The organism is Extensimonas perlucida (assembly GCF_007655255.1).
GTDB classification, from domain to species: Bacteria; Pseudomonadota; Gammaproteobacteria; order Burkholderiales; family Burkholderiaceae_C; genus Extensimonas; species Extensimonas perlucida.
Map to the genome: position 1 here is coordinate 168236 of NZ_VMYE01000002.1, position 12622 is coordinate 180857.

A 12622-nucleotide genomic window follows, 5' to 3' on the forward strand; every position below is an offset into this window, starting at 1 on the left:
CTCACAGCGCCTTGCGCAGGTTGGTCGGGGCGATTTTGAGGGACTCGCGGTATTTGGCCACGGTGCGGCGCGCGCACTCTATGCCTTGCTCCTTGAGCATGTCGGCGATCTGGCTGTCGGACAGGGGTTTGGCGGGGTCTTCGGCGGCGACGAACTGTTTGATCAGCGCCCGCACCGCGGTGCTCGAGGCGTTGCCGCCGGTTTCGGTGCCCAGGCCGGAGCCGAAGAAGTATTTGAGCTCGAACGTGCCCTGCGGGGTGGCCATGTATTTGGCCGTGGTCACGCGGCTGATGGTGGACTCGTGCAGGCCCAGTTCGTCGGCGATGTCGCGCAGCACGAGCGGGCGCATGGCGATTTCGCCGTGCACGAAAAACGCTCTTTGCCGCTCCACGATGGCACGTGAGACGCGCAGGATGGTGTCGAAACGCTGCTGGATGTTTTTGATGAACCAGCGCGCCTCCTGCAGGCGCTGCTGCAGGCCCTGGTGGTTTTCGTCGCCCTTGTGCGTGCGCAGGGCGCCGGCGTAGAGCTCGTGCACGCGCAGGCGCGGCATCACGTCGGGATTGAGCTGCACGCTGAACTGCGCGCCGCCGTCGTGGCCGCGGCCCGCAATTTTGCGCACGATCACGTCCGGGATGACCAGGTTGCGCTCCACGTTGGCAAAGCGCCGGCCCGGTCGCGGCTCGAGCCGCGCGATCAGGGCCATGGCGGCGCGGGTGGATTCCTCGCTGCTGGCGCAGGCTTGCGCCAAGCGGCGCACGTCGCGCTTGGCCAGCAGTTCCAGGGGCTGCGCGCAGATGCCCAGCGCGGTGTGCACGGTGTCCGCATCCGCAGCGCCTTCCTGCTGCAAGGCCTTGAGTTGCAGCGTGAGCGCCTCGGCCAGGTTGCGCGCGCCCACGCCCACGGGCTCCAGGCTTTGCAGCAGCCGCAAGGCCAGGTTGAAGCGCTGCACCAGCTCCTCGATGTCTTCGACGGCATCCGCGCCGGCCAGGGCGGCCGCGAGCTCTTCTAGCGAATCCTCCAGGTAGCCGTCGTCGTTGAGGGACTCGATGAGGAAATACAGCGCCGCCTGGTCGAGCTCGGACAGGCGCAGCGCGCGCGCCTGGCGGTGCAAAAAGTCGGTCAGGGATTCCTGCGCGCGGGCCAGGTCGATGGCGTCGGTTTCGTCGCCATCGTTGTTTTGCTTGCGCGCGGGTGCGTCACCGCCCCAGTCCGCGTCGCTGGAGGCAGATTCGGCGCCATCGGAATCTTCGCCCTGCCAATCGAGCGCTCCGGCTTCGCCCGATATTTCCGCATCATTTTGCCCATCAGACGCCGTGAAATCATCGCTTTTAGCTTCTGAAAACGAAGCATCTTCAAAGGGCGCGTCGAACTCGGGCGCGGGTGCCTCGGGCGGCTGCTCGCCGGCGTCCGCGGCGGGCGCGTCGTCTTCCACGAGGCGTTCGAGGAAGGGGTTTTCGTCGAGCATCTGCTCGACTTCCTGCGCGAGCTCCAGCGTGGACAGCTGCAGCAGGCGGATCGATTGTTGCAGCTGGGGGGTGAGGGCAAGGTGCTGCGAAAGGCGCAGGGAAAGGCCGGGCTTCATGGCGCAGTATCCGGCGCGTTGCACGGGGGCGTGGCCGGCGGTGCGAAGAGCGGTGCGAAGAGCGATGCAAAGAGCGGTGTGAACGGCGCAAGCATGGCGGTCACATGCGGAAATGCTCGCCGAGGTACACGCGGCGTACTTCGGCGTTGTCGACGATTTCGGACGGCGTGCCCTGGGCCAGTACCCGTCCGTCGCTGATGATGAAGGCGTGGTCGCAGATGCCCAGCGTCTCGCGCACGTTGTGGTCGGTGATGAGCACGCCTATGCCGCGCGCTTTGAGAAAGCCGATGATGCGCTGGATTTCGATCACCGCGATCGGGTCTATGCCGGCAAAGGGCTCGTCGAGCAGGATGAAGCGCGGTTGCGTGGCCAGTGCACGGGCGATTTCCACGCGGCGGCGCTCGCCGCCCGAGAGCGAGGGCGCGGGCGCGTCGCGCAGATGGTCCACGCGCAGCTCCTGCAGCAGCCGGTCGAGGCGCTCCTGGATGGTCGCAGCGGAGAGCGGGCGACCGTCGGGGCCGCGCTGCAGCTCGAGCACGGCGCGCACGTTTTCTTCGACGCTGAGCTTGCGGAAAATCGAAGCCTCTTGCGGCAGGTACGACAGGCCCAGGCGCGAGCGCTGGTGGATGGGCATGTGCGCGATCGAGTGGTCGTCAATGCGGATGTCGCCGCCGTCGCAGCGCACCAGCCCCACGATCATGTAAAACGACGTGGTCTTGCCCGCACCGTTGGGGCCCAGCAGCCCGACGACTTCACCCTTGTCCACGCGCAAGGAAACGTCCTTGACGACCTTGCGGCTGCCGTAGGTTTTTTCGAGGTGCCGCACTTCCAGGTGGCCGCCGGCAGGGGCTTGCTGGGGCGCGGCCGGCCCGGCGTCGCGTACGGCTGCGGTCATGGGTTTTCCAGGCTCTGGCTGGGGCGCAGGGCCGGCGCGCTGGCGGGTTTTGCCGGTGCAGCCGCTGGGGCTTGCTTCGCAGGGGGCTCCTTGGGCGAGAGCATGGCGCGCACGCGCCCACCCGCAGCCGGCGCAGTGCCCGCGGGACGGTTGGCAGCGCTGGGCTGCCCATCGACGGTGAACAGGTCGGTGAGGTTGTTGTAGACGATGACCGCGCCCGACACCTCGTCGCTCAGCGTGGCGTTGCGGTAGCGGCGCAACTCGGCGCGGCGGATGAAGCGCACGGTATCGTTGCGGCCATCGTATTCGATGACTTCGCCTTCGCCCTCGATGAATTCATCGGGCGCGCCCGGCGGGGTGTCGCGCTTTTGGCGGAAAAAGGCGCGCTTTCCGGGCTCCGCCGTGGCCACGCCGGACTGGTAGCCGTCGGCATCCTGGCGCACCTCTACCTGTGCGCCGCGCAGCACCATGGTGCCCTTGGTCACGACCACATGCCCGGTGAACACGCTGGTTTGCTTGAGCTCGTCATGGCGCAGCGCGTCGGCCTCGATGTTCATGGGCTTGCCGCGGTCGGCTTTTTCGGCCAGGGCCACGCCCGAAAAAGCTACCGCAGCACTCAACAAAAGAAGGGAGGGAAGCCGGTGTTTCATAAGGGCATGGATCTTGCTATTTGCTGCCTTGCATTGTAGCCCGGCCCGTCGGCAGGCAGGCATCAGCCCTGGCGCACCTGAGCGGCAAGGTGTTCGACGATTTTGAGCACGGTCTGCATGCTGCCGGCCATGGTGCCGTCGGTGTAGTAGCGCCCCGCGATGCCCATGGAGGGCACGCCTTCGACGCCGTAGGCATCCTGCAGCTGCGTGGCGCGGCGCACCTGGTTGGCGACGCCGAAAGACTGGTACATCTCCTTGAACTTGGCCGCGTCCACGCCCTGCTGGGCGATCCAGGCGAAGATGGCCTCATCTTTGTTGAGCGGCTTGCGCTCCGCATGGACGGCCTGAAAGACCTTGGCGTGCAGGGCGTCGAGCTTGCCCATGCCTTCGAGCGCGTAGTAGAGCTTTTGCTGCGGCACGAAACTCGCATTGAAGGCCACGGGCACGCGGCGCACGCTAATGTATTTGGGTGCGCTCTTGAGCCAGGCTTCGAAGCTCGGCTCGAAGGCGTGGCAGTGCGGGCAGCTGTACCAGAAGAATTCGAGCACTTCGACTTTGCCCGCGGGCGCGTCGGTGGGCACGGGTTTGGCGAGCCTGAGGTAATCCTTGCCTTCCCGGAAGGCGTTTTGCGCCTGGGCCGAAGGGGCCAGCGGCCCCATGAAGGCGAATGCCAGGGTGGACGCGGTGGACAGCGAAAACGCGCGGCGTTGCATGGTGGAATCTCTCCGGTCGGTGTCTATGGGACAAAAGGCTATGAGTGCGGAATCGGTACGAGGTTTTGGCGTTACGCAGGTTCAGTGCTGCACGCGCACCAGCGCTGCGTCCACGCCGGCCGCTGCCAGTTTGCCCTTGAGGTCCTCGGCATCGTCACGTTTGGCAAAAGGCCCCACGCGCACGCGGAACACCGTGCGGCCGTTTTGCTCGCGCTCGCTCACGCGCGCTTCCCAGCCCAGCATGGCCAGCTTGGCGCGCTGGGCGTCGGCTTCGGCCTGGGAGCGGAAAGCACCGGCTTGAACAAAGTAGTCGAAGGCGTTGCCGTCTGCAGCCGCGGCGCGGGCCGCAGCAAGCTCACCCAGGGGGTCGGCGGAGCCGGCCTTGGCATCGGCTTTGCCGGCGGCGGGCTTGGCGCCGGAGACGGCGGCCTCTGCATCGGCCGGCGCGGGCGCGGCCGTGGCGGCTGGGGTGGAGGCGGGTTGCGCGGAGGGCTGTGCGATCGGTGCCGGGTTTTTGCCGTAGAGCGGCGCGTTCGGGTCCCAGTTCTTGTTCTTCTGGTCTTCCTGCGCGTCCTGGCCCGGCGAGCGGATGACGCCCTTGTTCATGAAGGGCACGGGCACCTTGGTCACATAGACGGCCACGACCAGGGCAATGCCCAGGCCCACGACCAGGCCGATGATGAAGCCGACGATGGTGCCGCCCTGTTGCTGCTTGTGCATGTTCTACCCACCTACATTCTTTGCGGCGCCGCGACGCCGAGCACCGCGAGGCCATTGTGCAATACCTGCGCCGTGGCGGCGACGAGCGCCAGGCGGGCGCGCTTGACGGCTTCATCATCGACGAGGATGCGCTCGGCGTCGTAGTAGCTGTGGTAGCTCGCCGCCAGGTCGCGCAGGTAAAAGCTCACGTCGTGTGGCGCCTCGCTGTGCGTGGCGGCGCTGAGCATGTCAGGGTACTTGGCCAGTTGCAGCATCAGCGCCTGCGCCTCACGGCCTTGCAGGGGCGAAAGGTCAACCTGCGCGAGCGCAGCCACGTCGCCACCCCAGGCAGCGAGCACCGAGCAGATGCGCGCATGGGCGTATTGCACGTAATACACCGGGTTGTCGTTGTTCTGCGCCACGGCCAGATCGACGTCGAAGGTGTATTCGGTGTCGGGCTTGCGGCTGAGCAGGAAAAAGCGCACCGCGTCCTTGCTCGTCCACTCGATCAAGTCACGCAGCGTGACGTAGCTGCCTGCGCGCTTGCTGATCTTGACCTCCTGCCCGCCCTTGGTCACGCGCACCATGGTGTGCAGCACGTAGTCGGGGTAGCCGGGCGGGATGCCGATGTCGAGCGCCTGCAGGCCGGCGCGCACGCGCGCAATGGTGCCGTGATGATCCGTGCCCTGCACGTTCACCGCCTTGGTGAAGCCGCGCTCCCACTTCGTCACGTGGTAGGCCACGTCGGGCACGAAGTAGGTGTAGCTGCCGTCCTGTTTGCGCATGACGCGGTCTTTGTCGTCGCCATATTCGGTGGTCTTGAGCCACAGCGCGCCGTCTTGCTCGTAGGTCTTGCCCTTGGCGATCAGGCGCTGCACGGTTTGCTCGACGCGGCCGCTGGTGTAGAGGCTGGACTCGAGGTAATACTGGTCGAACCTGAGGTCGAAGGCGCGCAGGTCTTTGTCCTGCTCGTGGCGCAGGTAGGCCACGGCGAAGTGGCGGATCGACTCGATGTCCTCGACGTCGCCGCTCGCAGTGAAGGCGCAGTCGTCGGCCTGCACGGTTTGCCGGGCGAGGAAGGCGTCGGCGATGTCCTGGATGTAGTCGCCGTTGTAAAAATTTTTGCTCTCGGGGTTGTCGGGGTCGGTGGGCCAGCACGGGTCGCCGGGCTTGAAGCCCTTGGCGCGCAACTGCACGCTGCGCGCGAGCGTTTGAATTTGCACGCCCGCGTCGTTGTAATAAAACTCGCGGTGCACGCTCCAGCCCTGCGAAGCGAACAGGTGGCACAGCGCATCGCCTATGGCCGCCTGGCGCCCGTGGCCCACGTGCAGCGGCCCCGTGGGGTTGGCCGAGACGAATTCGACGATCACGCGGCCGCCGTGCGCGGGTTGAAAGCCGTAGCGCGCGCCGGCCGTCAGCACTTCGCGCACCACCTGCTGGTGTGCGGCGGGCAGCAGGCGCAGGTTGATGAAGCCCGGGCCGGCAATTTCTATGCTGGCCACCCAGCGCTGGAAGGTGGGCGCTGCGAGCAGCGCAGTGCGCAGTTTTTCTGCGACTTGGCGTGGATTGAGCTGCAGCGGCTTGGCTAGCTGCAGCGCGGCCGTGCAGGCGAGGTCGCCGTGTGTGGCCGCCTTGGGCGATTCGAAGGCCGCCTTGGCGCCGGCACCGGGGGAGAGTTGTTCGAGCGCAGCCGCCAGGTCGGCGAGCAATTCTTGTTTGACGGAAAGCATCGCGCGATTCTACGAGGCGCTCTGGCGAGATTGCTGGCGCGGTTGCTGTCGCAAGTGGCCCGCGCCGCGCCGGATTCCGGCCACGCCGCCGCTGTGGCGTTTGCGGCACGCGCGGGCACAGTGAACTGCTGCGGGCCGTTGTGGGCGCGCTGGAGCTATGGTGCAATGCGAGCGGGGTGTCATGCCCTGTTGACTCCTTTATCTACTCTTTCAGGAGAACCGCATGAAACAGCTTCTTTCCATGTCCGTGCTGGGCCTTGCCCTCGCGATGGGCGCTGCCCACGCAGCCGATAGTGCCAGCGCCGCGGCCGGTGCAGCGAGCAAGCCCGCCGCTGCCCCCACGGCGCAGCAGGAAAAAATGAAGGCTTGCAACGCCCAGGCCAAGGGCAAGAAGGGCGACGAGCGCAAAGCCTTCATGAAAGAATGCCTGAGCAACAAGCCTGCTGGCGCACCCGCCGCTGCAGCCAGTCAAGCCGCCGCACCCCAAACCCAGCAGGAAAAGATGAAAGTCTGCAGCGCCGAAGCCAAAGGCAAGAAAGGCGACGAGCGCAAGGCCTTCATGGCCGAATGCCTCAAAAAATAAGCCTTCGCTGCTGAACCCAAAGGCCGGCCTAGGAGCCTGTCGGACTTTGGAATCGTCGGCTGCGAATGCGCCGCAGCGGCCCATTTTTTACCGTCTTCTTGCCCCATAGCACCACTATGGGGGCGGCGCATCCGGCAAAAACTGGCCTCGCTGGGGCGCATTCTCGCTTTCGACGCCCAAAGTCCGACAGGCTCCTAGCGTCGGCTTTTGCTTTTTCGGCGGCGGTGCAGTTTTACCAGCCGCGCGCCCAGAACACGGCGAGCACGGCAATCACTGGCAGCAGGTGCGACTCGAACATGATGAGCCGGCGCACCGTGCGCACTGCGTCGGCGCCGGGCAGCGCGCCCGTGGAATGCAGCGTACGTTGCCAGCGGCGCAAGGCCAGCGTGGGCGCCACGTGCAAGGCCGCCATGAGCACGAACAGCGTCACCTTGAGATGCAAAAGCGGCTGCGGCGCGTACCACGCCGCGCCCTTGATGCCCCAGAACACCCGCGCGAGCCCCGTGGCCAGCACGGCAGCCAGGCACACGAGGTAGATCACATTCAAGCGGCCCAGGCGCTGCACCACCGCGGCATTGAGCCATTCGATGCGGCACAGCGCGGCTTGGCTCGAGAGGAATACCGTCAAGGTCAGCACGGCCACCAGGTGCAGCGCGGCCAGCAGGGCTTCGAGGGTCATGGCGGACGCCCTTTCAGAGAAGAAAACCCAAGGGAGGGAGCCTTCAGGCAGCCTGCCCAAAGAACCCCGGCTGGGCGTAATTGTGCTTGAGGAAGTCTATCCACAGGCGCAGGCGCAGTGGCAGGTGCTTGCGTTGCAAAAACACCGCGTAAATACCGTTGGGCGGCGCGGCATACGCTGCCAGCACCTCGACGAGCCGGCCCGCGGCAATATCGGCGGCCACCTCCCAGGTGCTGCGCCAGGCGATGCCGTGGCCTGCGAGGCACCAGTCGTGCAGCACTTGCCCGTCCGAACAGTCGAGCGGCCCGGCGGGTTTGAAATGCACGATTTCACCGCCACCACTGCCACCGCCGGTGCCACCACCGGATGCCGGCACGCGAAACGCCCAGCCGCGCGTCTGCGCCGCTTCGCTCGAGAGCGCAAGGCAAGCGTGCGCCGCCAGCTCGCCCGGGTGCTGCGGCGTGCCGCGGCGCTGCAGGTACTCGGGCGTGGCCACGCACAGGCGCCGGTTGTCCGCGAGGCGGATGCTCACGAGCGACGAGTCGGGAAAGTCGCCCACGCGTACCGCGCAGTCGAAGCCCTCGGCAGCCAGATCGAGCACGCGGTCGCTGAGCGACAGCGACAGCGTCACCTCGGGGTGCGCCGCGTGAAACTGCGGCAGCAGCGGCGCCACGTGGCGGCGCCCGAAGCCTGCGGGCGCCGTGATGCGCAAATGCCCCGCCGCGCGCACGCCGCCTGCGGACACGCTGGCCTCGGCATGGGCCACGTCGGCAAGCAGGCGCTGGCAGTCTTCGAGAAAGGCGCTGCCCTCGTGCGTGAGGCTGATGCGTCGCGTGGTGCGCACGAGCAGCTTGACGCCCAGATGCGCTTCGAGCGCGTCTATGCGCCGCCCGATCAGCGCAGGCGCCACACCTTCAGCGCGCGCCGCAGCGCTCAGGCTGCCGCGCGTGGCCACGGCGACGAAGGAGGCAAATGCCTTGAGCTTGTCCATTCACTTTCCACTTTTGCAAAAAAGTTGCAGGTTTCGATATTTTCAGGGGATTTATGTGCGTGGACAAATCGAATACAGTGGCCCGCTTTCGCACGCCGCGCTGCGTGTGCCCGCGTTTTGCCCTTTTGGCTGAGAGGAATCCCGATGACCGCACGCACCACCGTCCACCGCCTGCAGGTGGCCACCATCTTGTATGACTTCATCGAGCAGCAGGTGCTGCCCGGCACCGGCGTCGCAAGCGCTGCGTTCTGGCGCGGCTTCGATGCCATCGTCGCCGACCTCGCGCCCAAGAACATCGCTCTGCTGGCCGAGCGCGACCGCCTGCAGGCCGAGCTCGACGCCTGGCACAAGGCGCACCCCGGCCCCATTCAAGACATGGCCGCGTACCGCGCCTTCCTCGAACAAATCGGCTACCTCGTGCCGCAACCCGCGCAGGTGCAGGTGAGCACGGCGAACGTCGATGCCGAGCTCGCCTCGCAGGCCGGCCCGCAGCTCGTGGTGCCGATTTTGAACGCGCGCTACGCGCTCAACGCCGCCAATGCGCGCTGGGGCAGCCTGTACGACGCGCTCTACGGCACCGACGTGCTGTCCGAAACCGAGGGCGCGACCAAGCGCACGCCCGACGGCAAGGCGTACAACCCCGTGCGTGGCGCCAAGGTGATCGCCTACGTGCGCCGCCTGCTCGACGCCTTTGCACCGCTGGCGCAGGGCTCGCACGCCGACGCCACGGCCTACCGCGTGGACGGCGGGCGTCTCTCCGTGGCGCTGCAAGGTGGCGCGAGCACGGGGCTCAAGGACGCCGCGCAGTTCGCCGGCTACCGCGGGGACGCGGCCCAGCCCAGCGCCGTGCTGCTGCGCCACCACGGCCTGCACATCGAAATCCAGATCGACCGTAACACGCCCATAGGCCAGAGCGACGCCGCGGGCGTGAGCGACGTGGTGCTCGAAGCGGCGCTCTCGACCATTCTCGACCTCGAAGACTCGGTGGCCGCCGTCGATGCCGAAGACAAGCTGCTGGGCTACAGCAACTGGCTGGGCATTTTGCGCGGCACGCTCACTGAATCGTTCGAGAAAAACGGCAAGACGCTCACGCGCGGCCTCAACCCCGACCGCAGCTACACCGCACCCGTTGGCCAGGGCACGCTGCGCCTGCACGGCCGCTCGCTGCTGTTCGTGCGCAACGTGGGCCACCTGATGACCAACCCAGCCATTCTCTACACCGCCGCCGACGGCACGGTCAAGGAGATTCCCGAAGGCATCATGGACGCCGTCGTCACCACCACGATCGCACTGCACGACCTGCAAGGCCATGGCAAGCTGCCCTCGGGCGAGGCGCTGCGCAACTCGCGCGCGGGCTCGGTGTACATCGTCAAGCCCAAGATGCACGGCCCGGCCGAAGTGGCCTTTGCCGCGGAATTATTCGGCCGCGTCGAGCAGATGCTGGGTCTTCCCGACAGCACCGTGAAGCTCGGCATCATGGACGAAGAGCGCCGCACCAGCGTGAACCTCAAAGCCTGCATCGCCGCCGCCGCGAGCCGCGTGGCCTTCATCAACACGGGCTTCCTCGACCGCACGGGCGACGAAATCCACACCGCGATGCACGCCGGCCCCATGATCCGCAAGGGCGACATGAAAAACAGCGCCTGGATTCAGGCGTATGAAAAGAACAACGTGCTCGTGGGCCTGGGCTGCGGGCTACGCGGCAAGGCGCAGATCGGCAAAGGCATGTGGGCCGCGCCCGACCTCATGGCGGCGATGCTCGAGCAAAAAATCGCCCACCCCAAGGCCGGCGCCAATACCGCCTGGGTGCCCAACCCCACCGCGGCCACGCTGCACGCGCTGCACTACCACCAGGTCAACGTCGCGCAGGTGCAGCAGGAGCTCGAGCGCATCGACGCCGATGCACAGCGCGAAAGCCTGCTGCAGGGCCTGCTGACGGCGCCTGTCGCAAGCCAGCCGAACTGGAGTGCGCAGGAGCGCCAGGAGGAGCTCGACAACAACCTGCAGGGTATTCTGGGCTACGTGGTGCGCTGGGTCGATCAGGGCGTGGGCTGCTCCAAGGTGCCCGACATCCACAACATCGGCCTCATGGAAGACCGCGCCACGTTACGCATCAGCAGCCAGCATGTGGCCAACTGGCTGCTGCATGGCGTGGTGGGCTCCGAGCAGGTGCGCGCGACCTTCGAGCGCATGGCCGCCGTGGTCGATGCGCAAAACGCCGGCGATCCGCTGTACCGCCCCATGGCCGGCCATTTCGATACCAGCATGGCCTACCAGGCCGCGTGCGATCTGGTCTTCCAGGGCCTCACGCAACCGAGCGGCTACACCGAACCGCTGCTGCATGCCTGGCGCCTCAAGGTGAAGGCCGCGGCTTGAGCGACCGAGCGTTTTTCGTGCGCCTGCCTTGCGTGCCCACAAAAGATCGGGCGGGCGCGGCAGCGGCGGGCCTGCGAAACCATGCTAGAATCTATAACTCTTTGGAGGGGTGCCCGAGTGGCTAAAGGGGGCAGACTGTAAATCTGTTGGCTTACGCCTACACTGGTTCGAATCCAGTCCCCTCCACCAGCCATGGCGTGGTTGCATGGATGCCGTGAAGGCAAGGATGCTGGCCGCGATGTGTGCGGGTTGTGCGGGAGTAGTTCAATGGTAGAACCCTAGCCTTCCAAGCTAATGACGCGGGTTCGATTCCCGTCTCCCGCTCCATTGGAAGTTTTGTGAGTGTTGTGTGCCGCCTCAGGGCGCCACCTCTTGCCCATGTGGCTCAGTGGTAGAGCACTCCCTTGGTAAGGGAGAGGTCGCGGGTCCGATTCCCGCCATGGGCACCATTTTTTGGTGTGTCCAAGTTTGGTTGCGCCGAGTTTCGGTTGTTGTATTGATACAAATATTTTTCGGAGTCGGAAAATGGCAAAAGGAAAATTCGAACGCACGAAGCCGCACGTGAACGTGGGCACGATTGGTCACGTGGATCATGGCAAGACCACGCTGACGGCGGCCATCGCCACGGTGCTGTCGGCCAAGTTCGGCGGTGAAGCCAAGAAATACGACGAAATCGACGCAGCGCCTGAAGAAAAGGCGCGCGGCATCACCATCAACACCGCGCACGTCGAATACGAAACCGCCAGCCGCCACTACGCCCACGTGGACTGCCCCGGCCACGCCGACTATGTGAAGAACATGATCACCGGCGCAGCCCAAATGGACGGCGCCATCCTCGTCGTCTCCGCCGCCGACGGCCCCATGCCGCAAACGCGCGAGCACATCCTGCTGGCCCGCCAGGTGGGCGTGCCCTACATCATCGTCTTCCTCAACAAGTGCGACATGGTCGACGACGAAGAACTGCTCGAACTCGTCGAAATGGAAGTGCGCGAACTGCTCGACAAATACGACTTCCCCGGCGACGACACGCCCATCATCCGCGGCTCGGCCAAACTCGCCCTCGAAGGCGACAAAGGTCCGCTCGGTGAGCAAGCCATCATGAAGCTCGCCGAAGCCCTGGACAGCTACATCCCCACGCCCGAGCGCGCCATCGACCAGCCCTTCCTCATGCCCGTCGAAGACGTGTTCTCCATCTCCGGACGCGGCACCGTGGTCACGGGCCGTGTCGAGCGCGGCGTCATCAAAGTCGGCGAAGAAATCGAAATCGTCGGCATCCGTGACACGCAAAAAACCACCTGCACCGGCGTGGAAATGTTCCGCAAGCTGCTCGACCAGGGCCAGGCCGGCGACAACGTCGGTATCCTGCTGCGCGGCACCAAGCGCGAAGACGTTGAGCGCGGCCAGGTGCTGGCCAAGCCCGGCACCATCAAGCCGCACACGCACTTCACCGCTGAAGTCTATGTGCTGTCCAAGGAAGAAGGCGGCCGCCACACGCCGTTCTTCAACAACTACCGTCCGCAGTTCTACTTCCGCACCACCGACGTGACCGGCGCGATCGAGCTGCCGGCCGACAAGGAAATGGTGATGCCTGGCGACAACGTGACGATCACCGTCAAGCTGATCAACCCCATCGCCATGGAAGAAGGCCTGCGCTTTGCCATCCGTGAAGGCGGGCGCACCGTCGGCGCCGGCGTCGTGGCAAAGATTCTTGCCTGAGGCTT

At 65.9% G+C, this 12622-nt stretch carries 11 protein-coding genes and 3 tRNA genes; 6 read left to right on the forward strand and 8 right to left on the reverse strand.

The genetic code is table 11. The features are described from left to right. Position 1 precedes the first annotated feature (1 nt). From FK527_RS03330 to argS, 6 genes are all read right to left on the reverse strand, one after another. Positions 2-1585 (reverse strand): RNA polymerase factor sigma-54, encoded by a 1584-nt coding sequence (locus tag FK527_RS03330; protein WP_144729677.1) that lies wholly within the window; start codon positions 1583-1585, stop codon positions 2-4. 100 nt (positions 1586-1685) lie between these two features. Next, positions 1686-2480, reverse strand: coding sequence for an LPS export ABC transporter ATP-binding protein (gene lptB / locus FK527_RS03335; RefSeq protein WP_144729679.1), 795 nt, complete (start codon positions 2478-2480; stop codon positions 1686-1688). After that, a complete protein-coding gene (lptA, locus tag FK527_RS03340) occupies positions 2477-3130 on the reverse strand; it encodes a lipopolysaccharide transport periplasmic protein LptA (protein ID WP_144729681.1) in 654 nt (217 codons plus the stop codon). Before lptA ends, lptB begins: the two co-directional genes overlap by 4 nt. Positions 3131-3192: 62 nt before the next feature. Continuing rightward, positions 3193-3843 (reverse strand): thiol:disulfide interchange protein DsbA/DsbL, encoded by a 651-nt coding sequence (locus tag FK527_RS03345; RefSeq protein ID WP_144729683.1) that lies wholly within the window; start codon positions 3841-3843, stop codon positions 3193-3195. Between the two features lie 81 nt (positions 3844-3924). Then, positions 3925-4563: an SPOR domain-containing protein gene (locus tag FK527_RS03350; RefSeq protein WP_144729685.1), complete on the reverse strand. Its 639-nt coding sequence runs from the start codon at positions 4561-4563 to the stop codon at positions 3925-3927. An 11-nt stretch (positions 4564-4574) separates the two neighbouring features. After that, complete coding sequence (gene argS / locus FK527_RS03355; protein WP_144729687.1) at positions 4575-6272, reverse strand: arginine--tRNA ligase; 1698 nt, start codon at positions 6270-6272, stop codon at positions 4575-4577. 223 nt (positions 6273-6495) lie between these two features. Between argS and FK527_RS03360 the strand changes: the two genes are divergently transcribed. Beyond that, the gene (locus FK527_RS03360; protein ID WP_144729689.1) at positions 6496-6855 is read left to right on the forward strand and encodes a PsiF family protein; all 360 of its coding nucleotides are present in this window, start codon (positions 6496-6498) and stop codon (positions 6853-6855) included. Between the two features lie 232 nt (positions 6856-7087). Here the strand turns inward: FK527_RS03360 and FK527_RS03365 are convergent, their stop codons facing one another. Both FK527_RS03365 and FK527_RS03370 read right to left on the reverse strand, forming a co-directional pair. After that, positions 7088-7534: a DUF2214 family protein gene (locus tag FK527_RS03365; protein WP_144729691.1), complete on the reverse strand. Its 447-nt coding sequence runs from the start codon at positions 7532-7534 to the stop codon at positions 7088-7090. Between the two features lie 43 nt (positions 7535-7577). Next, positions 7578-8525, reverse strand: a complete 948-nt coding sequence (locus tag FK527_RS03370; RefSeq protein ID WP_144729693.1) for a LysR family transcriptional regulator — start codon at positions 8523-8525, stop codon at positions 7578-7580. A gap of 144 nt (positions 8526-8669) precedes the next feature. Here FK527_RS03370 and FK527_RS03375 point away from each other — a divergent pair, with 144 nt between their 5' ends. The 5 genes from FK527_RS03375 to tuf all read left to right on the forward strand — a co-directional run bounded on the left by FK527_RS03375 (position 8670) and on the right by tuf (position 12617). Further along, entirely contained in the window at positions 8670-10901 is a 2232-nt protein-coding gene (locus tag FK527_RS03375) for a malate synthase G (protein ID WP_144729695.1), read from the forward strand. Positions 10902-11004: 103 nt separating this feature from the next. Beyond that, positions 11005-11090: transfer RNA gene (locus FK527_RS03380), tRNA-Tyr, on the forward strand. Between the two features lie 64 nt (positions 11091-11154). Next, a tRNA-Gly gene (locus FK527_RS03385) sits at positions 11155-11228 on the forward strand. A gap of 47 nt (positions 11229-11275) precedes the next feature. Further along, a tRNA-Thr gene (locus tag FK527_RS03390) sits at positions 11276-11350 on the forward strand. 76 nt (positions 11351-11426) lie between these two features. After that, complete coding sequence (tuf, locus tag FK527_RS03395; protein ID WP_144728626.1) at positions 11427-12617, forward strand: elongation factor Tu; 1191 nt, start codon at positions 11427-11429, stop codon at positions 12615-12617. Positions 12618-12622 lie beyond the last annotated feature (5 nt).